General features: G+C 45.3%; 27 protein-coding genes and 1 pseudogene. 18 read left to right on the top strand and 10 right to left on the bottom strand.

The annotated features are described in order from the left end of the window. The 3 genes from fliE to AND4_RS00130 are packed head-to-tail and all read right to left on the bottom strand — an operon-like array spanning position 1 to position 2,773. Positions 1-357 (bottom strand): flagellar hook-basal body complex protein FliE, encoded by a 357-nt coding sequence (gene fliE, locus AND4_RS00140; protein WP_009840828.1) that lies wholly within the window; start codon positions 355-357, stop codon positions 1-3. A gap of 14 nt (positions 358-371) precedes the next feature. Further along, the gene (locus AND4_RS00135; protein ID WP_043991398.1) at positions 372-1,703 is read right to left on the bottom strand and encodes a sigma-54 dependent transcriptional regulator; all 1,332 of its coding nucleotides are present in this window, start codon (positions 1,701-1,703) and stop codon (positions 372-374) included. Next, positions 1,703-2,773, bottom strand: coding sequence for an OmpA family protein (locus AND4_RS00130; RefSeq protein ID WP_009840826.1), 1,071 nt, complete (start codon positions 2,771-2,773; stop codon positions 1,703-1,705). The genes AND4_RS00135 and AND4_RS00130 overlap by 1 nt, the downstream gene beginning before the upstream one ends. A gap of 387 nt (positions 2,774-3,160) precedes the next feature. Here AND4_RS00130 and AND4_RS00125 point away from each other — a divergent pair, with 387 nt between their 5' ends. From AND4_RS00125 to AND4_RS20370, 18 genes are all read left to right on the top strand, one after another. After that, on the top strand, positions 3,161-3,979 hold the full coding sequence (locus tag AND4_RS00125; protein WP_009840825.1) for a flagellar motor switch protein FliM: 819 nt from the start codon (positions 3,161-3,163) through the stop codon (positions 3,977-3,979). Continuing rightward, a complete protein-coding gene (gene fliN, locus AND4_RS00120; RefSeq protein WP_009840824.1) occupies positions 3,976-4,344 on the top strand; it encodes a flagellar motor switch protein FliN in 369 nt (122 codons plus the stop codon). Before AND4_RS00125 ends, fliN begins: the two co-directional genes overlap by 4 nt. Before the next feature lie 18 nt (positions 4,345-4,362). Further along, positions 4,363-5,130 (top strand): flagellar type III secretion system pore protein FliP, encoded by a 768-nt coding sequence (gene fliP, locus AND4_RS00115; protein WP_009840823.1) that lies wholly within the window; start codon positions 4,363-4,365, stop codon positions 5,128-5,130. Positions 5,131-5,141: 11 nt separating this feature from the next. Continuing rightward, positions 5,142-5,411: a flagellar biosynthesis protein FliQ gene (gene fliQ / locus AND4_RS00110; RefSeq protein ID WP_009840822.1), complete on the top strand. Its 270-nt coding sequence runs from the start codon at positions 5,142-5,144 to the stop codon at positions 5,409-5,411. Next, the gene (fliR, locus tag AND4_RS00105; RefSeq protein WP_009840821.1) at positions 5,411-6,187 is read left to right on the top strand and encodes a flagellar biosynthetic protein FliR; all 777 of its coding nucleotides are present in this window, start codon (positions 5,411-5,413) and stop codon (positions 6,185-6,187) included. The genes fliQ and fliR overlap by 1 nt, the downstream gene beginning before the upstream one ends. After that, positions 6,184-7,311 (top strand): flagellar biosynthesis protein FlhB, encoded by a 1,128-nt coding sequence (gene flhB, locus AND4_RS00100; RefSeq protein ID WP_009840820.1) that lies wholly within the window; start codon positions 6,184-6,186, stop codon positions 7,309-7,311. Before fliR ends, flhB begins: the two co-directional genes overlap by 4 nt. A gap of 31 nt (positions 7,312-7,342) precedes the next feature. After that, positions 7,343-9,433 (top strand): flagellar biosynthesis protein FlhA, encoded by a 2,091-nt coding sequence (gene flhA / locus AND4_RS00095; RefSeq protein ID WP_009840819.1) that lies wholly within the window; start codon positions 7,343-7,345, stop codon positions 9,431-9,433. 19 nt (positions 9,434-9,452) lie between these two features. Beyond that, positions 9,453-10,223 carry an EAL domain-containing protein gene (locus AND4_RS00090; protein WP_043991372.1) on the top strand — a complete coding sequence of 257 codons (771 nt, stop codon included), beginning with the start codon at positions 9,453-9,455 and terminating at the stop codon, positions 10,221-10,223. A gap of 235 nt (positions 10,224-10,458) precedes the next feature. Beyond that, a complete protein-coding gene (gene lafA / locus AND4_RS00085; RefSeq protein ID WP_009840816.1) occupies positions 10,459-11,328 on the top strand; it encodes a lateral flagellin LafA in 870 nt (289 codons plus the stop codon). A gap of 376 nt (positions 11,329-11,704) precedes the next feature. Beyond that, complete coding sequence (gene fliD, locus AND4_RS00080; RefSeq protein ID WP_009840815.1) at positions 11,705-13,042, top strand: flagellar filament capping protein FliD; 1,338 nt, start codon at positions 11,705-11,707, stop codon at positions 13,040-13,042. A 19-nt stretch (positions 13,043-13,061) separates the two neighbouring features. Then, positions 13,062-13,448: a flagellar export chaperone FliS gene (gene fliS / locus AND4_RS00075; protein WP_009840814.1), complete on the top strand. Its 387-nt coding sequence runs from the start codon at positions 13,062-13,064 to the stop codon at positions 13,446-13,448. Next, positions 13,432-13,752 carry a hypothetical protein gene (locus AND4_RS00070; protein ID WP_009840813.1) on the top strand — a complete coding sequence of 107 codons (321 nt, stop codon included), beginning with the start codon at positions 13,432-13,434 and terminating at the stop codon, positions 13,750-13,752. The genes fliS and AND4_RS00070 overlap by 17 nt, the downstream gene beginning before the upstream one ends. Further along, on the top strand, positions 13,749-14,828 hold the full coding sequence (locus tag AND4_RS00065; protein WP_009840812.1) for a flagellar hook-length control protein FliK: 1,080 nt from the start codon (positions 13,749-13,751) through the stop codon (positions 14,826-14,828). Before AND4_RS00070 ends, AND4_RS00065 begins: the two co-directional genes overlap by 4 nt. 22 nt (positions 14,829-14,850) lie before the next feature. Further along, positions 14,851-15,360 (top strand): flagellar basal body-associated FliL family protein, encoded by a 510-nt coding sequence (locus AND4_RS00060; RefSeq protein ID WP_009840811.1) that lies wholly within the window; start codon positions 14,851-14,853, stop codon positions 15,358-15,360. A gap of 12 nt (positions 15,361-15,372) precedes the next feature. After that, on the top strand, positions 15,373-16,101 hold the full coding sequence (locus AND4_RS00055) for a FliA/WhiG family RNA polymerase sigma factor (protein WP_009840810.1): 729 nt from the start codon (positions 15,373-15,375) through the stop codon (positions 16,099-16,101). A 10-nt stretch (positions 16,102-16,111) separates the two neighbouring features. Next, on the top strand, positions 16,112-16,969 hold the full coding sequence (motA, locus tag AND4_RS00050) for a flagellar motor stator protein MotA (protein WP_009840809.1): 858 nt from the start codon (positions 16,112-16,114) through the stop codon (positions 16,967-16,969). After that, positions 16,969-17,961 carry a flagellar motor protein MotB gene (locus AND4_RS00045; RefSeq protein ID WP_009840808.1) on the top strand — a complete coding sequence of 331 codons (993 nt, stop codon included), beginning with the start codon at positions 16,969-16,971 and terminating at the stop codon, positions 17,959-17,961. The genes motA and AND4_RS00045 overlap by 1 nt, the downstream gene beginning before the upstream one ends. An 83-nt stretch (positions 17,962-18,044) precedes the next feature. Further along, entirely contained in the window at positions 18,045-18,335 is a 291-nt protein-coding gene (locus AND4_RS20370) for a hypothetical protein (protein WP_009840807.1), read from the top strand. 36 nt (positions 18,336-18,371) lie between these two features. On the opposite strand, the gene AND4_RS00035 is transcribed toward AND4_RS20370, so the two are convergent. The 7 genes and pseudogenes from AND4_RS00035 to AND4_RS00005 all read right to left on the bottom strand — a co-directional run. Further along, the gene (locus AND4_RS00035; RefSeq protein WP_009840806.1) at positions 18,372-18,749 is read right to left on the bottom strand and encodes a PH domain-containing protein; all 378 of its coding nucleotides are present in this window, start codon (positions 18,747-18,749) and stop codon (positions 18,372-18,374) included. A gap of 118 nt (positions 18,750-18,867) precedes the next feature. Beyond that, positions 18,868-19,083 (bottom strand): TIGR02450 family Trp-rich protein, encoded by a 216-nt coding sequence (locus AND4_RS00030; RefSeq protein WP_009840805.1) that lies wholly within the window; start codon positions 19,081-19,083, stop codon positions 18,868-18,870. A 41-nt stretch (positions 19,084-19,124) separates the two neighbouring features. Beyond that, a complete protein-coding gene (locus AND4_RS00025; protein WP_009840804.1) occupies positions 19,125-19,568 on the bottom strand; it encodes a hypothetical protein in 444 nt (147 codons plus the stop codon). 150 nt (positions 19,569-19,718) lie between these two features. Further along, a complete protein-coding gene (locus tag AND4_RS00020; protein WP_009840803.1) occupies positions 19,719-20,171 on the bottom strand; it encodes a hypothetical protein in 453 nt (150 codons plus the stop codon). A 529-nt stretch (positions 20,172-20,700) separates the two neighbouring features. Then, on the bottom strand, positions 20,701-20,964 hold the full coding sequence (locus AND4_RS00015; protein WP_009840802.1) for a DUF3012 domain-containing protein: 264 nt from the start codon (positions 20,962-20,964) through the stop codon (positions 20,701-20,703). Between the two features lie 162 nt (positions 20,965-21,126). Further along, complete coding sequence (gene fni, locus AND4_RS00010) at positions 21,127-22,146, bottom strand: type 2 isopentenyl-diphosphate Delta-isomerase (protein ID WP_009840801.1); 1,020 nt, start codon at positions 22,144-22,146, stop codon at positions 21,127-21,129. 254 nt (positions 22,147-22,400) lie between these two features. Then, positions 22,401-23,090: pseudogene (locus AND4_RS00005) on the bottom strand (NAD-binding protein); the annotation flags it as partial.

Raw genomic sequence — 23,090 nt, 5'->3', positions numbered from 1 at the left:
TTACACCGGCATCTTCATGATATCTTCAAAGGACATGACCACTTTGTTGCGCACTTGCATCAAAGCATTGAACGAGAGGCTCGCTTTTTGGCTGGCGACCATGGCGCCAACGAGATCATCACTTGCTCCCGTTTCAACAGCGGTCATTTTTTGACTCGCTACCGATTGATGCTGATTGACCGTATCAAGCACATTGGTCATCGCTTGCGAGAAAGACAATGGAGCATTCAAAGATTGCTGGTCTAAAGGGTTAGCACTCACGACAAATTCTGGTGACTGAACTTGCGTTTGCAGTGCTTCCATTTTAGACAGCATGAGTTGCTCTGCTGAGACTGCATTAGTTGGTTGACTTGCCATCTACTTTTCTCCTCTTAGGCAGCCGAGCCAAGCGCCGACTGCAAATCAATACCGTATTCACGCATTGCTGCGAGCTTGTAACGTAACGCTCGAGTTGACACTCCTAAAGCGTTGGCCGTTTTGGTTCTGTTCCCACCAAACTGTCTTAATTTTTCAAGAATAAACTGAAACTCAGCTTGCTTCTTCGCCTCTACATGGCCAAAGCTCGAAGTGGGTTCAGCGCAAGGAACTGGCGCGATCAATTCGATTGGCAACATCAGATCGTGCGCGGTGATGTAATCCCCATGACGCATGACGAGTGCACGTTGAATAACATTTTCAAGTTCGCGAATATTACCTGGCCAGTGATATTGACTCAGAGCAGAAATGGCATCTTGAGACAAATAGCAGCGGCTGCCGTCTTGGTATTTTCCAATGAAGAATTGGCTGATAGGTAGGATGTCTTCTTTGCGCTCTCGCAGTGGTGGCCAGTGCAGTGGCAATACATCCAAGCGATAGTAAAGATCCTCACGAAACGTACCTTTTTGCACCTCTTCACGCAGGTCTTTGTTTGTCGCGGCGATCACTCGAATGTCCAACTTAATCGCTTTATGACTACCAACACGCTCTACCTCGCGCTCTTGTAGCACGCGTAATAACTTAGCCTGAACCGCTGGCGACATTTCACCAATTTCATCCATTAGAATCGTGCCGCCGTTGGCCTCTTCAAACTTACCACTTTGTGAATTAGTGGCACCTGTAAATGCGCCTTTTACGTGTCCAAACAACACCGCTTCCAGCATAGATTCAGGTATGGCCGCACAATTTACTGCGACAAACGGACCACCATCACGCGATGATTGCTCATGAACATAACGAGCTAACACCTCTTTACCTGTGCCAGATTCGCCAGTAATAAGCACACTCGCATTGGTGCAGGCAGCCCGATGTGCGAGTTGAAGAACTTGTTTACTGCGCCATGACTCAGCGACGATGTTCGCCAGTGGTTTGCCCAAAGCTTCCACTCGCTTGAGTAAATTCAACAGTTGGTTGGTTTCAAATGGACGGAGTAAATAATCCGTCGCACCTGACTTCATGATTTCCGCAGCCAAGATACTCTGCTCTTGCTCAACAATCGCAATCACCACACCAGCGCTACGCTGCTTTTGATGGCACGCGACAAACTCACTTACACACATGTCCGGCAAATTTGAGCTGACCAGCGTAATGCATGCTCGCTTTTCCAATAGCGCGCTACGACCAGTGCGACCGTGTCTTGCTACATAACCAGCACTCTCTAGTACATCCAGCACTGGCTGCGCAAGGTGCTCATTGGGCTCAACCAACAAAATATCCATTTTCGTCATCATTGAACCTTTACCTTCTTTTGTTGGGTTTGCAGTTTTACCGAAGAGTTGGTTTTGTCGGTTTTGATTTTAGTCAGATCGTTTTTGGTCATCACTCGCTCGTTGTCTCGAACAAGCCGCAGTGTCACTCGACGGTTTTTGGCTTGTCCTAATTGAGTTTTATTGCTTGCAATTGGGTAACGCGAGCCATGCGCTCGAACCTCAATCAATGAGCGATCCATGCCCTTCTGAATCAGTGCCTGCGCCACTTGCTCTGCTCGCTGACGAGACACAGTTAAATTCGTCAATTGAGACCCGACATTATCGGTATGACCATCAACAAGAATTTTGGTCACGCGCTCATCAACGGAAATGTAGCTGTAAAGTGCAGCTAAGGTAATTTGCTGGCTGGCGTTTAATTTTTTTTGACCGAACTGAAACGGCAAATTCACATTACGGGCTTGAGAGTAAGATAGCTCCGGCAATTGCTCTCGGCATTGATTGAATGAGGCCAGGGCATTTTGCATTTGAATGGTTGGAAGTGTGATGCTGCTGATAGCGGAATCGTTACTTCCACGTGAGCCCTCGCTACCACTAAGTAACAATGTAATCCAGCTCCCAGAAGTGATGGCGTTAAGCAGAGATTCTACACCATGCTTAAAAACGAAATGGTTGGTTACCGAGCTCAACGAAAGTGAAGCCTCTTCTTTTCTTAAAAGCTCCATTTTCCACGGAGCACTCTCACTTAACAATAAAGCGTTATCCCATTTATTGTTTTTATTATGAACGTAAGTAATAAAAGAAATATTATTTTTTTGTTCCGACCGGAAATAAAACTTCCCCTGCGGAACATCTGAGTGCATTAGGTTGCACTCAAATTTATTTCCTTTATATGACCAAATCGAGAGATCCATTGGAATCTTGATTTCTTCATCTGCTAATGACAAATTATGAAAAGTTAATCCAGCTAAAATCAGTAATTTATAAAATACTTTATGAACACTTATTTCTAGGTATTTATTACACAGACCTGACATGATAACTTTAGTAAAATATGCCTTTAGATTATAAATCCTTGCATAGATAATCATATTAAGTCCCTATTATTAAATTTTAAATCTGGTCATTATTGCGTCATAAGCCTTGCGCAAAAATTCATAAAAAGACCATTTAAACCAATAAAATAGCGTTTCATAGGACTATAACTGCAAAGATTGTCATTACTTTTACCATCACATAACGGTCAAATAAACTACATCTTAGATAACTATTTAATTGATATTTGGCTATTAACTATTTTATAAGCCAAAGCTACCTCTTTTTAATTTTTATTAAAAGGACATACCGTTAAATTCAACCCAACATGTGAACTAAAGTCACAATCTTTAAAGTAGAAACTAAGGGATATTAAAAAAGTCCGTGTAGACTGTTTATTATTAAGTAAACAATCAAGTTTGTTAAGGCACGGTAAAATACAAATGGAAAGCAGAGTCAATGAACATATTTCCGACATCAAAGTTCTTGATGCAGAGTTGCTGGGCAAACCTATTCATATCATTCGTGAAAAGCTCGAAAAATTGATTTCAGAGTCTTGTTCTAGCCTCACTAATGAATTACAAAATTGGCTCAATACAAGTAAAATAGAGGCGGATTTATTTGCTGTAGAGCTACACAGGTTCTCACCAACTTTATTAGTTAAAGATCAAACCTCCGCTTATCAACATCAAGATGGCGGTATGGTCTACATACACACGGACACACAAGCATTAACCAAACTGGCTGACCGCTTTTACAGCGCCGCCAACGAGCGTGTGTCCACTTCTTTAACGGCGAGTGATTTGCGCCTTCAAGAGCGTATTAGCCGAATTATCACCAACTGGCTAGCACCTCAAGACATGTGGCAAACCTGCGAGTACGAGGCGCCACGAGGTATCGGTCTGCATACCGAAATTTCAATCGCATTTGAAGGCCTACAGGGATCAATTCATCTCAAGCTTGATAGCACTATGATTCAGACTTTGATCGAGCAGTTAGCCCTTCATAACGAGACCAACTTGTATCAACCTTTTTGCCGCTCGCTAGAGTCAACCCCTGTGCGCCTTAACGTCGTATTGAGCAAGAAAACCATGGCATTAAGTGATGTGGTCGAGTTGCAGCCAGACGATATTTTGCCCATCGAACTTCTCAATACTGTGCCAGTGAGCATAGGTAACCAAACTCTTTTCTCTGGTCGTGTTGCCGAACAAGACGGCCAGCTTGTACTGATTTTTAACCCAGATAAGGAATCGCAGCGATGAGCGACGCGCAACACAACCCAGCATTCGACGCCGATGATTTAAACTTTGACGATTTGCACTTAGAGGATTTCGAAACCGACAAGGCTTTCACTCCAGAGCCAGTAGCTGAGCGCGATTTAAGTTTCTTCAAAAGCATCCCGGTTACCGTAACGCTTGAAGTAGCGAGTAAAGAAATTCCTTTGGGTGATCTGATGAAAGCCGGTGAAGGCACAGTGATTGAGTTGGACAAGCTCAATGGCGAACCGCTTGATGTAAAAGTAAATGGCTCTCTGATGGGGCAAGCTGAGGTCGTAGTCATTAACGATAAATATGGTCTGCGCTTGATCGAAGTCCATGATTCCGCGCTTAGCGGCATGGGTCGATAAGTTCAAATGGGGTTTGTGATGAATGTTCTGAGTAACTGTCAGCGTCGGGGGCCTTCGTTGGTGCTGGCATTGCTTGGTTTGATACTTTTTTCGCTGCCAACCATGGCAGCGGACAACGGTTTAACCATTTTGTCTGTTTCCGACGGCGATACTCAGCAAGAGTACAGTGTTAAGCTACAAATACTGTTACTCATGACGGCACTTAGCTTCTTACCAGCCTTCATCTTGATGGCCACCAGCTTTACACGCATTATCGTGGTGTTGGCTATTTTGCGTCAGGCGCTGGGCTTACAACAAAGTCCGCCAAATCGCGTTTTGGTCGGTATTGCACTTGCGTTAACGTTACTCATTATGCGCCCGGTCTGGACCGATATTCACGACAACGCTTTCAAGCCATATGACAATGGCGAAATTACCTTGATGCAGGCGTTTTCGGTGGCCGAAAAACCTGTTCGAAACTTTATGTTGGCGCAAACTCACCAAAGCTCATTAGAACAAATGTTGCGCATTGCCAATGAGCCAATCGACCAAAATATTGAGGATATTTCATTTGCTGTTGTGTTGCCCGCTTTCGTCATTAGTGAGCTAAAAACTGCGTTTCAAATTGGCTTTATGTTATTTATTCCGTTTTTGATCATTGACCTTGTGGTTGCCAGTGTCTTGATGGCCATGGGCATGATGATGCTTTCGCCTCTTATTATTTCATTGCCATTTAAGTTGGTCATATTTGTTCTCGTTGATGGCTGGGCAATGACAGTCGGCACGCTTTCCGCCAGTTTCGGTTAGCAGGAGATAGTATGACACCCGAGCTAACCGTTACGCTATTCTCTGATGCGGTATGGCTGATCATTTCAATGGTGGCCGTCTTAGTTGTCCCTGGTCTAATTGTTGGTCTATGCATCGCGGTATTTCAGGCTGCCACGCAAATTAACGAGCAAACCTTAAGCTTTCTGCCACGTTTGTTAGTCACACTGCTAATGGTCATTTTTGCAGGACACTGGATGCTACGAAAAATTATGGAACTGTTTGATTTCTTGTTCCACAACATTCCAGGGATGATCGGCTAATGGCGATCACGTTTGCGGAACTGTCCGTAATTCTAGGTCAGCTTTGGTGGCCTTTTTTTCGCGTCGGCGCCGTGTTCATTTCCATGCCATTCTTCGGTGATGCTTTGATCCCAGTCTGGGTGCGTAGCTTGCTTGCCCTCTCGATCGTGGTGATCACCGCCCCGCTGATGCCAACCATGCCGGAAGTAGAGCTGTTCTCGATGACCTCAATTTTCCTTGCGTTGGAGCAAGCAATGTGGGGGCTCATGTTCGGTTTAATCCTGCACATGTTGTTCAATGTCTTCACCATGCTCGGCCAAACAATCTCATTACAAATGGGCTTGGGTATGGCAGTGATGAACGATCCGGTTAATGGCTTGTCTGTCGCGATTCTAGGTCGCATGTTTCTGATCTTCTCGACCTTGCTGTTTCTTGCGCTTGAAGGGCATTTATTGATTATTGACATCGTGATTCAAAGTTTTGTTGTCTGGCCTGTCGGATCCGGTATCACCGCTCTCTCTTTGCAAGGTGTCGTGAACATATTTGGGTGGATGTTTGCCTCTGCACTTGCGTTAGCGTTACCTGCTATCGCCTCCATGTTGCTTGCCAACATCAGTTTCGGTGTGATGAATCGAGCAGCACCCTCTCTGAACGTTTATGCGTTGGGCTTTCCGATGACCATGCTATTGGGTTTGTTCAGCGTGTTGATTTCAGTCTCTGGGGTACCCAGTCGATATACCACATTAGTTCACGACACCATCCGTTTCCTAAATAACTTTATGCTGGGGGGCGCATGAGCGAACAATCGTCTCAAGACAAAAGCGAAAAAGCTTCCCAGCAAAAAGTAAAAAAGGCCCGGCAGGAAGGGCAAATCCCTCGAGCAAAAGAGTTCACCACGGCGCTTATCTTTTTAGCCGTGACGATGTTTTTCTATTCTCAGCTCAACAGTACTTGGGAGAGCATGTCGGGCGTATTCCGCTACAACATGACCCTAACGAAAGCAGACTTAGAAAATCCAAAGCAATTGGTGGAGCACTTTGGTCAGAGCTTAGCGGTGCTCATTGAAATGCTGTTACCCCTCTTTACGGTGATTATAATCGTGACCTGTGGTAGCAGTATGGTGTTGGGAGGTTGGATGTTCCGTCTTGCGAGCGTAATGCCAAAGCTGAGCAAACTGAATCCAATTTCTGGCATTAAACGTATTTTCTCTACTCGTTCCTTGGTAGAGCTGGTTAAGTCCACCGTTAAGGTGTTAGTCATCTTCGGCATTCTTTATGGCTACCTCAATAGCCACCTTCAGCCATTACTTGGCATGCAAAACTTGCCACTTAGCCAAGGCTTCTCACTGATCATGTCGATTTTATTTGAGGGTCTACTGTTAATGGGCTTTGCTCTATTACTGTTTGGGGTAATAGACATCCCTTACCAACGCTGGGAACACCTCAAAGAGCTGAGAATGACCAAGCAAGAGCTTAAAGAAGAGTTTAAAAATAATGAAGGTCGACCTGAGGTCAAACAGCGTATTCGTCAGATTCAGCAGCAATTTGCACGCCGTAAAATCGACAAAATGGTGCCTACCGCTGACGTAGTAATTACCAACCCAACCCATTTCGCGGTGGCATTGAAATACGAACCCTCACTGTCCGATGCACCATTTGTAGTCGCGAAAGGTGTCGATGAAACCGCGATGCACATCCAACGCATCGCTCGTGAAAACAAAGTCGAGATCATCAACTCACCACCACTTACTCGTTCGATTTATCACACCACTGCGATTGAGCAAGCCATACCAAGCCAACTCTATATCGCAATTGCCCATATTTTAACTTACGTTTTGCAGTTGAAAGCCTTTCGTCAAGGGGATGGAAAGAAACCAACACCTTTGCCTCATTTTTCAATTCCAAAACATTTGCAACACTGATTAACCCGCGTTTACCCAAGGACACCAGAGTATGTTTAACCGGTTAAAACACCTTCAAGCTTCCACCAAAGGCCTCATTGGCATTCCAATCGTCTTGTTGGTCGTACTGGCGATGGTCATCTTGCCGTTACCCCCTTTACTATTAGATGCCTTGTTCACCTTCAATATCGTGTTAGCGATCCTAGTATTACTGGTCAGCACCACGGCGAAACGGCCACTCGACTTTTCAATCTTCCCAACCATTTTATTGGTTGCGACCTTACTTCGCCTCACTTTAAACGTCGCTTCAACACGTATTGTGTTACTTGAGGGTCACAACGGCAGCGATGCGGCTGGTAGAGTCATTCAAGCCTTCGGTGAAGTCGTGATCGGCGGAAACTACGTGGTCGGTTTGGTGGTGTTTGTCATTTTAATGATCATTAACTTTGTTGTGATCACTAAAGGTGGCGAGCGTATTTCCGAAGTCTCAGCACGCTTTACTTTGGACGCATTGCCGGGCAAACAAATGGCCATCGATGCCGATTTAAACGCCGGCCTAATTGACCAAGAAAACGCACGTCAACGCCGAAAAGAAGTCGCCAACGAAGCCGACTTTCACGGTTCCATGGATGGCGCATCTAAATTTGTTCGTGGTGATGCGGTTGCGGGCCTGTTAATCCTCTTTATCAACATCATCGGTGGCATCAGTATTGGTGTCTTCGAGCACGGATTACCTGCGTCGGAAGCCTTCAAGACTTATGCTCTATTGACTATCGGTGATGGTTTAGTTGCTCAAATACCATCACTGTTACTGGCAACTGCTGCTGCGATTATCGTAACGCGGATTAACGACAGCGATAACAGCATGTCGGAAACCATGCACAAACAGCTGCTCGCCACACCAGCGACCTTATACAGCGTGGCGGCCATCATGGCCATCATTGGCATGGTCCCGGGTATGCCTCATCTTGCGTTCTTCACCTTTGCAGGAGTATTGGCATTTGCGGGCTGGCAACAAAGCAAAAAGCCGGTGCAAGATGCGCAAATTGACCAAGTGGAAGCGCTCTCTCATGCTATGCAGGAAGAAGAAACCACTCTCACTTGGGACGATATTCCTCATGTCCATACCCTGTCTCTTGCATTAGGCTACCGATTGGTGCACTTGGTCAACAAGGAACAAGGCGCACCTTTAGCACAGCGTATTCGTGGCGTACGTCGTAACCTCTCTGAGCAAGTCGGTTTCTTGCTACCTGAGGTGCGTATTCGCGATAACCTCAGTTTGAAGCCAAACCAATATACCATCGCCCTGAATGGTGAGGTGATTGAACAAGGCTTTATCGAGCCAGAGCGTTTAATGGCGATTGCCGTTGGTGAAACCTATGGCGAAGTTGATGGGATTCTCGGCAGTGATCCTGCGTACCAGTTACCTGCTGTTTGGATTGAACATCATGACAAAGCCAAAGCGCTCAACATGGGTTACCAAGTGGTTGATGACGGCACGGTAATCGCAACGCACATTAGCAAAATCATGAAAACCAATTTGGCTGACTTGTTTACCCATGATGACGTAGAAGCCATGACTCAACGTCTCACCGCACAGGCGCCAAAGTTAGCAGAGGCTTTAGCTGCTGCGCTAACACCCGCACAGCAACTTAAGGTTTATCGCCAACTTTTGCTCGATCAAGTTCCGCTTAAAGACATCCGCACCATCGCTAACACCATGTTGGATTCTTCGGAAAACACTAAAGACCCCATTTTGCTCGCGGCAGACGTGCGCTGCGCGCTAAAGCGAACTCTGGTTAACTTGGTCGCAGGTCAAAAAAACGAACTCAACGTCTACGCTTTATCGGATGAACTTGAGCAAATGCTGATGACATCACTACAACAAGCACAAACGGCAGGTGCCGTCATGTTAGACAGTTTTCCAATTGAGCCAAACATTCTGAGTCAGTTCCAACAGAACTTACCCTTAATTAGGCAGCAACTTAAACAACAAGGTTTACCGCCAATCTTATTGGTAATGCCACAACTACGCCCATTGCTGGCACGCTATGCGCGTACCTTTACCCAAGGATTAGCAGTGCTGTCGTACAATGAAATCCCAGAAAACAAACAGATCAACGTGGTAGGAAACCTTGGCTAATCTCAGCTCAAATAAAGCGATGTATGACTACTTGTGCGATCTTGCACTGCAGCATATTGTCACGACCGACGACCAACTGGTATTCGATGCGCTCAGGCACAATGACATACAGCACGCCTGTCAGGCCATCCGGAAAACAAAAAATGGTGAGGTGGAATACCAGCACCTTACTCTGCGCTTTGGTGTTCGTGGCGAGCAAAGTGTGTATCAATTTGAGTTATCTGAGCAAATGCAATATTGCTTAGATTTATACAGCCTGTATCTCGCTTTGCGCCAAACACAGTTCCAATTCGAAACCCTTCATCCGGATCTTATCAGTAATGTGGTCGTACCTATCCGAATTGACACATTATTATGGCAATCTGGTCGTCATTTTTTGAATCAGATGATTCAGTTCCATCATGTCGCCTTTCAGCACATCATCCCTTCTCTTCAAGCCGATGAGACCTTATGTCTCTTTGATAGAGTGAGCCCTTTGGTAGAACAGCTCAAAGCAAACGTATTTGCCTTATGGTTTGAAGTCTCGACGAATCAAACCCACTTTGAACGCATTGCCGACTTTGAACCCGATCGAATCAAGCTATCGGTTACCATAGAAAACAAACAAGACCAGCACGCGTTCCTTCCTATTGCTCGCTTTCTTCGTCGCAATCAATTTCCTTGGGTAGCAGGAAAAGTCGCAAGCCAAAATGAACTCAATCGCTACCGCTTACTTGGTGCGAGTTATTACTTTGGTTATTTCAGTGATATTCCTACCCCATTGTCGTTTAAATCATTCGACGCTGGATAAATCGGATTAAATAAAAGGGTGAGGTAAATCACAAAAAATCACCCTCTTTTATATCAAAGGGCCTTTACAGTACAAACTTTCTGGGACACAAGTCACTAAAATCAATCAAATTAGCACTTTTCGATAAAAGTTTTAAATTTCTAATTAATCATTAAAACCAATCAACCGCCTCTAGTTAGTGAGCAAGGGAGAATCCCGAAGCCTGAAAGAATAGTGAAAAACTAAGGAGACCAAGATGGCTTTATCTATGCATACTAACTACGCGTCGCTTGTAACTCAGAATACTCTGAACAATACAAGTAACCTTCTGAATACGTCAATGGAGCGTTTGAGCACGGGTTACCGTATTAACTCAGCAGCAGACGATGCGGCAGGTCTACAAATTGCTACCCGTCTTGAGTCTCAAACTCGCGGCATGAGCGTTGCAATGCGCAACTCGCAAGACGGCATCTCAATGATGCAAACTGCGGAAGGCGCGATGGATGAAATGACAAATATCGTATACCGCATGAACGACCTAGCAACGCAGGCTTCGAACGGTTCTGTATCGGTGAACGACCGCACGGCACTAAACGAGGAATACCAGCAGCTAGGTGAAGAGCTTGCGAACATCATGGACTCAACGAGTTTTGGTGGTAACAAACTTCTGCAAGATGCAGGTACATTTGGTGCAGCAGCCGTTAACTTCCAAATTGGTACTCAAGCAGGCGAACAACTTAAAGTAGACGTTTCAACGCAAGTACAAGCGATCAACGCATCAATTGGTGTATCTGGCACACTATTGCTTGGCGACCTAACATCTGAGGCAAACGCTCAGGCTGCAATGACAGATCTAACAGGAACAACAGGTGACGCAGGTCTTTTGGGTGAAATCGGTACTGCACGTTCAGCACTGGGTGCGAACATCAACCGTCTAGAACACACGATGACTAACCTAGGCAACATGATTGAGAATACATCTGCTGCGAAAGGCCGTATCACAGACGCAGACTTCGCGGTAGAATCTTCAAGCATGACAAAGAACCAAATGCTGATGCAAGCAGGTACAACGGTTCTTTCTCAAACTAACCAGCTGCCAGGTATGGCAATGTCACTGCTGCGTTAATAGAAATTCTCTACTTACGCGGAAAGCGTCAAATTTAATTCGTCCAAACTCAAAGCCTCCCTCGTATCTGGGAGGCTTTTTCGTTGTTAGCAGTCAACGCCAACATTGGTACCTCATGCTGACAATCATACACCTCCCTTTTCTCCCTATGTTGAATTAAACCTTTGTCCACTTTTGGTCGCCCTCTTTACATGGGAACCCTTTAGCTACTAGGGGGAAAGAGGAACCTGAAAGGTGGAAAGCTCACTTCCTCCCAACACATAAAATATAAAGCAAGTTACTGTTTTATATAAACATTAATATCAGGCACGCATCTTGCGATTCATTATTTATCACTGGCACCAAAAGCCAAACACAGATGAGAGGGAACGACTTCATGAGTTCGTTAGATCCAATTACTATGGCAACCCAATTTGCAACGTTAGACGTTCAGCCGTTTCAACAACGTTACCAATTGCAAACCGATCGATATCAGGCGCAGCTTAGCGCGCTTGGTAAAGTCGAAAGTGCATTACGTGACTTCCGAACTGCGGTAAACGAGATGAACAGCAGTACAAGTGGCATCATCAAAAACACCGCAACGACCTCTCAGGAAGGCTTTTTCACTGCAAATGCTGATGCCAACGCATTAGTAGGTAACTACCAGATCTTTGTCGAGAAAGTGGCAACTTCACATCAGATTTCTGCCGGTATGCCTGCAAGCCTAGAGGCTACGACGGAAGTTCCAACCTCGGGAACGTTAGAGTTTACCATCAATGGTGAATCCATGACCTTAGACATGTCAACGGTGGATGCCGATGGTGATGGCAAAGCAACCGTCACAGATCTGGTCAGCACAATCAATAACAATCCAGATAACCCTGGTGTGAATGCCACTCTTGTACGTTCAAACGGCCAAACGCACTTCATGCTTTCTAGCACTGAAACCGGCGTTGCCAACAGCATCAATGTCAGTGCCACTGGCACAGGACAAACATGGTTTGAAGATGCATTCACGAATACGAAAGAAATCAGTAAACCTCAAGATGCTGTTATCTGGCTCGGCGCAGAAGGGACTGGACTTAAGCTGACTAACTCCAGCAATACCTTCGAAGGCGTGATTGATGGTGTCGACATCACGGTCACCAAAGCACAAACATCAGGTGATGCCGCTATCTCGATGGATGTCGGTGCGGACAGCGAGGGGACTAAAGAGCAACTTAATAAGTTTGTTGAGTCCTATAACGCTTTGGTTTCTACCATTGATGAATACACCAAAATTGGTGAAGAAGGTAAGGCTCGTGGCGTATTAGCCAGTGATCCTACCTTACGGTCGATTGAGAGCCAGTTAACAAGCTTAGTCCGTGGCGAACATAGCGGCATGCGCTTGAGCGAAGTCGGCATCACTCTTGATCGCAAAGGCAAAATGAACGTCGACCAAGACAAATTTACACAAGCACAAAAAAGTAACAGCGCGGCGCTTGAAGCGATGTTTAACGACGACGGTGCCCTTCTCGACTCAATCGATGATATGGCAGAACCGTTTTTGAAGTTCTCGTCTGGTACGTTCAATTCTCGTAAAGACGCCCTGCAAGCTAACTTAGATCGCATAGAAGACAAGCAGACCACGTTAGAACGCAAATACGAAATGTCGTACAACCGCTACCTCACTCAATTTACTCAAATGAACACCTTAATGACGCAAATGAACCAAACCATGTCGATGTTTGGCTAACGCTTTAGGAGAAATACTTATGCTAATGGATTCCGGCTACGACTCATACCAACAGGTTGATCTTGATGCTCAAGCAGCATCCGCCAACCCACACCAACTCGTCGTCATGCTGATCGATGGACTGCTCGATGAAATTGAGCGTATTCGCGGCCACCTTGCAGCGAATCGCCTCGAAGAAAAAGGACTAGGCATCAACAAGTGTATGAACATTCTTATCGGTTTAAGCAGCGCACTGGATGAGGAGAATGGTGGCGAAATCGCAGAAAATCTACATCAACTCTACGATTTCTGCCAAGTCGAACTGTACTACGCTAGCACTCAAAATGACGCAACGCGTTTAGACAATGTGGAAAGTGTGATGGGTAACATTCGAGAAGGGTGGATGAACTTTGGACAGCAAGCATAAAGTGTCACCAGAGCGATTTCGCCACTTATCAAAGCTGATCCAAATCGCCACGAAAACCGCGGATTGGCAAGCACTAAAACGCTACGACTTACAGTTGCGCGAATTGCTTATTAGCCATAAGCCTTTCTTAAAAGATCCGAAACTCGCACCGGAGATCCAGCGGGCAAAATCGGTGCATGTCACTGCGTTTGCCGCGCTCGAGAAGGCCACCAGTGAACTGGAGAAAGAGATGAACATGGTTAACGACCAACAGGAACGAGCCATGGCTTACCAACTTGCAATGACGATGGAGTTAACGCAATGATGGTCACCAATTCAATGCCTGCAAGCGCACCTAGTCAATTGACGGCACCTGGGAAAATATCTCACGCTCGAACAGAACAAGGCTTTTCGCAAGTGGATTTAACCTCGGCTACTCAGCAGGGGCCAATCACTGTGCCTGTTACCGTGACTCAGCATATCGCTGGCTTTCACTTACATTCACACATTACATCAACAGAAGCTGACACAGTGACAGTGGCCGATGACCTCGTCCCTTCAGAGCTCATCAAAGAAGAGCGCTTTGAGGAAACTGTACTCGGTACTTCAACACCTGCGAATCTAGCCACACAAGCACAAACGCTAATACAAGGGATTAGCAAGGCTGCGAGTAAACAAGCTGAAACTAACCAGATAACACACGCATCGTTAAGCAGCCCCTTGCAGGGGACAAATTCAAGCACAAGTGTTCACGCAAATCCAATACTGACTTCTCATACGCAAGAAAATCAAAATGGGGTTCAAGCAAGCGCATTAAGTTCACTTAAAGTTCCCTCGGCAGATTTGCAAATGTTGTTAAATCAACCCGTTCAGGGGCAAGCATTGGCAGCCAACGCGCAATCACAGACACCAATAACCCAACATTCGAACCCAACCTCACCGCTTGCAGTTACTCACACTCAAGGCGCGGAATGGGCGGCAGTTCGAGTGGATACCAGTTCCGGTAAATGGGGCGAACAGATGATGCAAGTGTTACAAGACCGAGTGACCTTGCAAGCACAACAGAATCTTCAAGAAGCTAAGATTCGCCTCGACCCGCCGGAGCTGGGAAAGCTGGACTTGTTAGTACGTGTAGAGGGTGACCGTTTAAGCGTGCAAATCAACGCCAACGCCGCCGCAACACGTGAAGCACTGATGCAAGTGTCTGAGCGCCTTCGAACTGAACTTCAAGAACAAAACTTCGTCCATGTGGATGTCAATGTTGGCTCGGATCAAGGCCAAGAGCGACACTCTCATGACGGCACTCAAGAAGAAACAACCATCTTCGCGGCGCATGAAACCAACGCCTTCAAATCTAGTACAACAAACTATTCAGAGCATTGGCTAAATACTCAAGCCTAATGAATCATCGAGGAAAAAGGTTATGACCAAACAACAAATGATCGCACTGTTTATTACTATGATCATCACCAGTACCCTCATTTCCGCTGCCACTGTGGTTGGCGGTATTTGGTATCTCAACAAAAGTTCAGCGGCTTCCGAATCCGATTCCAGTGCAAGTGGCTTCTTGGAGGGCTCACCGCTGGCTTTTTTAACTGCTGAGCAACCAACAACGAAAGGCCCAAGCTTTCACCCATTAGATAAGCTGGTATTGACTGTAAAAGGCAAGAAACAAACCCACTTTGTGATGCTAGAACTGGCGGTGGAGACACGCCGTCCTGAGCGTATTAAGGACATTGATGCCTACATGCCGATGATCCAAAATTCGCTGCTCAAGCTGTTTAGCGACAAAACCTATGATGAACTTCAACAGGCGGGCGCTATTGATGCCCTACAAAGCGAAGTCAAAGAGACCTTATTGGTCGCGTTCGCAAAGACCGATATCGTACGTGATATCGATGATGTTCTAGTGACCAAGTACGTTGTGCAATAGCGGAGCACAGCTATGTTGGAAATGAACCTACAAGAAAGTTATACCCAAGAGGAGGAAGTGAATACTCCTTCTCGCGCTATTGATGAAAATGCGCTGCTGCAACGCCATCAAATTATGGTTAAGCGCGTGGTAAACCAGTTGCGCGCTCATGCGACCTCACATTGCAGCATTGAAGACATGCAGCAAATAGGTTTGATTGCACTCGTCGAAGCAGGACGTCGTTATGGAGAAGTGGACGATCCACACTTTCCTGCTTTTGCGGTCTGTCGTGTGCGTGGTGCGATTTTGGACGAACTTCGCCGCTTGGATTGGCGCTCACGTAAAACCCGACAAAAAGCACATGAACTCAATGACGTGACGCGAGATCTCACCCGTGCACTGGGTAGGATGCCCACCGATGCGGAAATCATCAAAGCATTGGGAACAGATGAACAAGATTATTACAACCGTCAAAATGCAGCGCTTGCGGGCGAAATGCAAAGCCTTGACCAATTGATGGAAGCAGGTGGAGAAAGCCACTTTGGCGGCCAATACGACGGTATGGAGCATGAACATATCCGACGCAGCTTAGACGCAGCACTGGGAAAAATGCCCAAACGCGATCAACTGTTGCTGACTTTGTTCTATCAACATGAGCTTAACCTTCATGAAATCGCACTCGTGCTTGATCTGACGCCACCTCGCATTTGTCAGTTGCACAAACAAGCGCTTAAACAACTCAATCAATTAATGTCCTCATAGGAGTCAAAAGATGCAAAAGTTTTTTGGAGCCATTACCATCCTGGTGTGTGTCTTCGGCGGATACATGTGGGCAGGTGGTAAACTCGGCGCTATCTGGCAACCAGCTGAATTTTTAATCATCATTGGTGCAGCCGTTGGCTCACTCATCATTGGTAACCCACCACACGTCTTAAAAGAAATGCGTCAGCAATTACGTGCGACCATCTCTAGCCCACGTGAAGAATACGAGTATTACATGGAGCTCATGGCGCTGCTTAACAATCTACTCGAAACCGCACGTAGCCGCGGCTTTAAGCACTTGGATTCACACATTGAATCACCAGAGCAAAGCTCCATTTTCACCGCTCACCCTAAAGTCAGTAATGATCATCGCTTAATTTCTTTCATTACCGATAATTTACGTTTAATGGCAATGGGACAAATGTCGCCTCATGAATTAGAGGGACTGTTAGAACAAGAGATCGAATCGATTCAAACCGAGATGCTTTTACCTTCACGCTCAATGCAGCGTACCGGAGAAGCTCTTCCTGGGTTCGGTATTCTTGCAGCAGTCGGTGGCATTATCATCACTATGCAGGCCATCGATGGATCCATTGCGTTGATTGGTTATCATGTTGCCGCTGCCCTCGTCGGTACATTCATTGGAATTTTTGGTTGTTACTGTTGTTTAGATCCACTCAGTAACGCCATGGCTCAACGAGTTAGACGAAACATGACGGCTTTCGAATGTGTACGCGCCACTTTGGTTGCTTACGTTGCGAAGAAGCCAACATTGCTCGCTATTGACGCTGGCCGTAAACACATTCAGTTAGACATTAAACCAACTTTCAATCAAATGGAGAAGTGGCTAACTGAACAGGAGGGATAATGCAAAAACAAGAGCATGTGGTGTTCAAACGTGCAAAAGCACACGACCATGATGAATCACATGGTGGCGCGTGGAAGGTCGCGTTTGCCGACTTCATGATCGCTTTGATGGCACTTTTTCTTGTACTTTGGGTCATGCAAGTGGTCGACAAGGAAGATCGCAAGGCTATCGTGGCTCACCTTCATAGCTCGAGTGTTTTTGATAAAAGCTACGGCAACCCTTTCGATACCTCACAAAGTATCTCTCCTATCGACTTGGCGCAGGACTCTTCTGTGCCAAGTCAACACAACTCTAACCACGTCGTCAGTTCCTTTTTTCAAGGTGATGGCGACGGACCAGAGATGGACTCGCTCATCCCAGGCAATTTCGATACTCAAGAACAGCTTGCTCTGCTTGCGAAAGTGATCGATAAAGTCGTAGGGCAAATCAGCGCCCAAGATAACGTTAATGTCACTATCACACCGCAAGGCCTGCGCATTGTTTTGCAAGATGACTACATGCAGCACATGTTCAACCGTGGTGGTGCAGAGTTAACCCCCTTCTTTGAGGATTTACTACTTGCGCTTGCTCCTGTGTTCGAACGCATTAACAACCCACTTATCATCAGTGGTCATACGGACTCGACACCGTTCAAGCAGCGTGTTGGTCGAAAATCGAACTGGGCGCTATCAGCTTCCCGTGCCGATGTGGCAAGAAACACCTTAGTGGAAGGTGGCATGCCAGATGATCGCGTCATGCAAGTAACAGGGATGTCGGATCGCGCCCTGCTTAACCGCGAAGAACCCGACTCCAGCGAGAACCGCCGAATCGAGTTATTTATTCTGACCACACCAGCAGCACAAGTTTTGGAGACCTTTTTCGGCGGTCAAGAAGGCAGCGAACTACAAAAAGCGAAACAGCAAGCGCAGTTTAACCAACCCGTGATTAGGCAAGAAGTGATTCGTTATTCGACCGACCCTAATGACACCAAAACTCAGATTCAAGATCTATAGCCTGTAAAGGTCGCCAGTTTCTATCTTCTGAGTGACCTTTCCCCCACGATAATATTGCTGATATTTGTTTAGTTGAGTTCGATATGTCTGTATCCACCGCGCCCAATAAATCAAAAAATGATTCGCTCAAAAAAGCGTTTCTCTGGCTAATCATTTTCGACTACCTGTTGCTGGCGTTTTTTCTCACACAACTATCAAACCTCAATCTCAACAGCGGTACCATGATCAGTCTGCTGCTCGTGGTTTACAATGTCTTGCTGGTTTCATTTTGCTACCAACGGACCAGTAACCATGATTCTTACATCATTTACCCGGTACTTTCGGCAACCTTACTGGCCTTCGTTTTTTTTCTGTATTTTTTCTTTTTGGTGTAACTTGAAGTCGCATGGATACAACAGTTTAAAAAATATCTAGGCGAGGACATGCTCACTGATCATTTTGTTGAAAGAAACGAGATCGAATGATCCTCTGATCTCAAATCGAACTCGCCCTACTTCGCTCAGGAACAATTCAATTTCACAATCCAGATCCAGCGAGCCTGACGTTTCAACCGAGAAAGCATTAATCTTGCTGTATGGTAAAGAGGTATAATCCACTTTTGAACCTGTAATCCCTTGCACATTCGCTGAGATCACACGTTTGTTGGTGAACACGACTTGGTCGCGAACCGATTTGAAGCCCGCGAAAATACGTTCTCCATCAATTAAGAATTTATGGAAGTCGTCGCGCACTTTTGATGCTTCAATCGGCTTAAGTTTGAATATTGATGAGTTTTCAAAATCGATCATGGAGCTACCTCAGAAAATAAGTAAATCAAACGTCAATTAATAGCAAAGTCTGCAAGACAAGCCTATTGATTTTGAATACTTTTCTAACTCCATCTCGTTTTGGTTATGCGCAACAAGTTTATTTCCACCCCTGCTGCCATTTTTGTGAGTCTTTTAAATCATGCCAGTCTAATACTCGCTCTCGCTTCGTCATGACTGCCTCGATGACACACTTTACGACATTGCCTTCTTCATCAAACTCCATTTCTGAAATGATAAAGTGCTTTTCTTTGTTCACAGGCTCTGCTGCTGTCCATTTGCTCTGGAGTAGCTTTTTGGGGTGAACTCGATTCATAACACTCCGCCATTGATAAGAAAAGTAACTAGGAGTACCAGTTACATTACACACTCTTTTACTGATTGCGCTTTCTCAATCCCCTCTTGGATTAAGGATTTGACATCTGCGCTATCGATAGAGGACATCACTTTCTCCATTACCTTATCAACCGTCATTTCAGGGGATGATTCCACCAGACAAGCGTACGCATTGGCAATGCGATCCTTTACTGCAATCAATGCTTCTGGATCACTAAAATCTACATTCATTGCTTCTTCAACCGATGTCGCCAACGCTTTTGCAGATTCTGAAGCATCACCAAATTGATCTAGGTTGAATATTTCTTCTACTGAATCCATCTTTTCTTCAAGTGTCCCGACCTGCTCTTGAACCGTATCAACCGCTTTGTTAGCGGATTCTTGTGCTTGATCAATGGTTTTGCTCGCGTCATCGCAGCCAGCTAGTGCCATCGCTAACACCGTGATTGAAATTGTCTTTTTCATCATTCGTCCTTCTACAAGTAAATGGCTAATAATCACAACATATTTAACCATATGGTTTTAATTACAGAGTTGTGAGAACAGGAAACCAGAACTCTGAACAACTAGCTCATACAATGAGCAGCATCTATGTTTAATTAAACGTTATGAGAATCAGGCAATTCGACGTTGACTGATTGCCATCATATCATCGTAAGTACGCTGTAATGATTCAAACGTCCATTCGAAGTAAATACGACGCCCCATCAGCGGTGCTATTTGCTCAGCATCAAAAGATTCAACGGTTCGATCGGAATACTTCACTTGAAGACGCTGACCATCCGTCCCCCAATCCTCATAGTCTCGATTGCCAATGAGATCATAAAGGTTATTGCTTAAGAAGCTATTAACCACCAGGAATGATTGTATGTTATCTTTGGAAAAGTTGAGCATGGTTGCAACCTGTTCCGCGTCATACGATTGTTCCTTGCCACCTTGATTGATATCAAGCCTTACTAGCCTTGTTTCCCATGTTGCCATTTCACCAAAAGAATCGAACACATATTGGTTCAGCGCTTCGAAAACTTGAAAAAACTCTTTGATCATTGAGGTGTATCTGTCAGACATAATGTCCCTTTTTGTGCTTGATTAACGGCCTTTTGTTTACATAATGACCAATTTTCACTGCTATGCTGGTACTTACGCAGTCAGTGACAATTAAAAGTTAGACTAAAATTTGCAATATTACATACTGCCTATGTCATTTTGTTGTGATCTTGAGGTAATTGCTCAAACAGAAGCCTCGATTCATCAATCCTTATATGCTGAAGAATCTCTCGCTTAAAACGATGAAACGCTTTGGATGAGGCACATAACTCAATTCCTTTGAGAGTAATTAGAAAAAAGTGAAGAAGTCGTGAAGTGTATTTTGGAACTGATTCCGCTTATAGCTTGTCATATTTTTCATTGTCACGTAGACGATTAACAGTCAAACACTCCCATTTTGGCTCTTACCTTATTGAATATAAATACAATCGCGCCAGCCCATTAAGACCAAGTGAAATAATAATATCAGGCTTACAATACATTGTGAGCAATAAGCAGATACAAGAAAGCCGAGCAAAATGCTCGGCTTTCCTTTTGTTGATGTTTTCGCTTAGAACACGCAGTGCTTGGCAAAACCTGTGGCCTCATTTGCCGTCCAGTCACCTTTCGGTTTTTCTTTTAGATCTTCACACCACTGCTCGCTACCCACGCCATCTTGCAAAACACAATGCTTCGCGAAATCAACCGCACTGTCCGTTGTCCATTCTGTTTTTGGCTTTTCACGCATGTCCTTACACCAAGCTTCTGTGCCGACCTCGTCAGAACATGCAGTTAGCGCTGTTGCCGCTAGCAGTAGCATTACCAATTTTTTCATAAATTTAAGTTCCACTTTCAATTGATGAATGAACTATACCCAAAATATCACTGCTCGTGTTAAGCCAACGACAATTTATCGATTATCGCTCCGTAAAAGAGCCGAAATCCAATAAATTGAACCTAACTGCATCGAAAAATAGGTCATTGTAAAGAGTCGACTTTAAAGGCGACGAGCCTGAGTCAACATTTGAAGATTCACAGATCCAGTACCAAAACACGCTAACCGCAACTCTAACGCCATCTGTTCAAAATGTTCGATGACAGATTCTGTGCTAATCGTTGCCGCTTTAAGCACCGCACCAGCTTGCCCAACAAGGTGAGCGCCAAGGTGTATCGCTTTAGCAGCTTCTAGTCCGTTATATACACCGCCAGATGCAAGCAAAGGTAAGTCAGGGTATTGGCTACGTATTTGCTCTAAACACGTAGCCGTTGGAATACCCCAGTCACGAAATAACTCTGCAGCGCGTTGCATTTTACTGTCGGTCTGGCAGTAACCTTCAACTGCAGACCAACTTGTGCCACCAGCGCCAGCAACATCAATCGCATCCACGCCAACTTCGACAAGTTGTCGGGCAACCACACAACTGATACCAAAACCCACTTCTTTGATGATCATTGGCATATCGAGACGCAGTTTGAGCTGTTCAATTGATTTAAGTACACCAATCCAATCGTGGTCACCATTTTTCTGAAAAGCTTCTTGCATCGGATTTAGATGGACAAATAGGGCGTCCGCTTGGATAAAATCAACAGCACGATGAGCATTATCAAAACCTTGCCTGTCTCTCAATTGCGCGGCGCCCAGATTGGAATACAAAGGAATGCCTTTAGCGAGATCACGAATGGTTTTACCCAAGCCCGAATGTAATCTGTCTTCCAAGCTCACTCGCTGTGAGCCAACTCCCATCGCAATACCCATTTCACTCGCCGCTTCAGCTAAACGGCAATTGATGGTTTCTGCCTCTTTTGCACCACCTGTCATAGAGCTAATCAAAAATGGTAGCGCCAATTGATGGCCAAGAAATGTACGAGAGAGATCAATGGCGCTAAAGTCACATTCTGGCAAAGCACAATGCTCGAATTCAACTGACTCAAAGCCCGCCGTTTTGCTTTTCATGCTCATGTCATGATGCAAAACAGCGTCAAGATGTAAGTCTTTGCGATTAAATTGCGGAGTCATGTCGTCACCCTAGAATAAAACAGTCGCGCAGTATTGCGATCCTCGCCGTTAACGTCAATGCGAAAATTCGGAAATTAAACCTCTCATTTACCGAATCGAACCAAATGGAGTCTCGCTTTGTGGCAAGAACTTCATGTTGATAACCCGTGTTTATAACCCTGCCCTCTCACTACACTTTTAAACTTGGGTAACGAGTGTCCATCTTTACCTTGTAGCTAAGCTCAGTTTGGTCAATTGATATTGGCTACGGCCTATTACGCATCAACCGGATAAATTAGTGCGACCACAGTGCTATTCATAGTTGGCGCGAACTGGTCTGGATCATCACAGAATTGAATCCTACCTTTGCTCTCAACATTGAAAAGCGGGATCACTAGCTTGTCTTTATGGTGCTCAAGGTAATCTTGATAGGTAAAACTTTCACTTAGCTTGGTATGTCTGATCTCTGCACCTTGGCTCAACAAGCTCGCCATTTGGTTGTAGCTGACGTGACCACCCATCAACAATTTACCGTGATATTCTGCCGCTACAGAATGTTTTTCACTACCGTTAGCTTTGGTTTTCTGTAAACAATGGACTTTATCTTCACCAAACTCGCCGACAAATTGCATACAAGCCATGATGTTAAAGTGTTGATCTGGCGTTAACGCCACCACCTGCCCAATACCAATAAGATTCAGGTTATCATCGGCATGGCTAGAGATCGGATTACCGTAGTAATGTTCTAAACCAAGCATGCGTACTTGACTAATGTAATCCCAGTTCGAGTCGGTAAGCAGAACTTTGCGATCGTATCTCGCCAACGCTTTACCTATTTCTTGCGCCACTCGATTCGCTCCAATCAGTAGAAACCTCTCGGCGATGGCTCTGCCACACCCAAAGCTTTCGCCACAGGACGAGCCGTCGCACTTTGCAGTACCACAGTACCGATAATCACCATAAAG

The organism is Vibrio sp. AND4, assembly GCF_000171815.1.
Classification (GTDB): domain Bacteria; phylum Pseudomonadota; class Gammaproteobacteria; order Enterobacterales; family Vibrionaceae; genus Vibrio.
The sequence above is the reverse complement of the archived record's forward strand: the minus strand, read 5'-3'. Positions and strand labels throughout refer to the sequence as shown.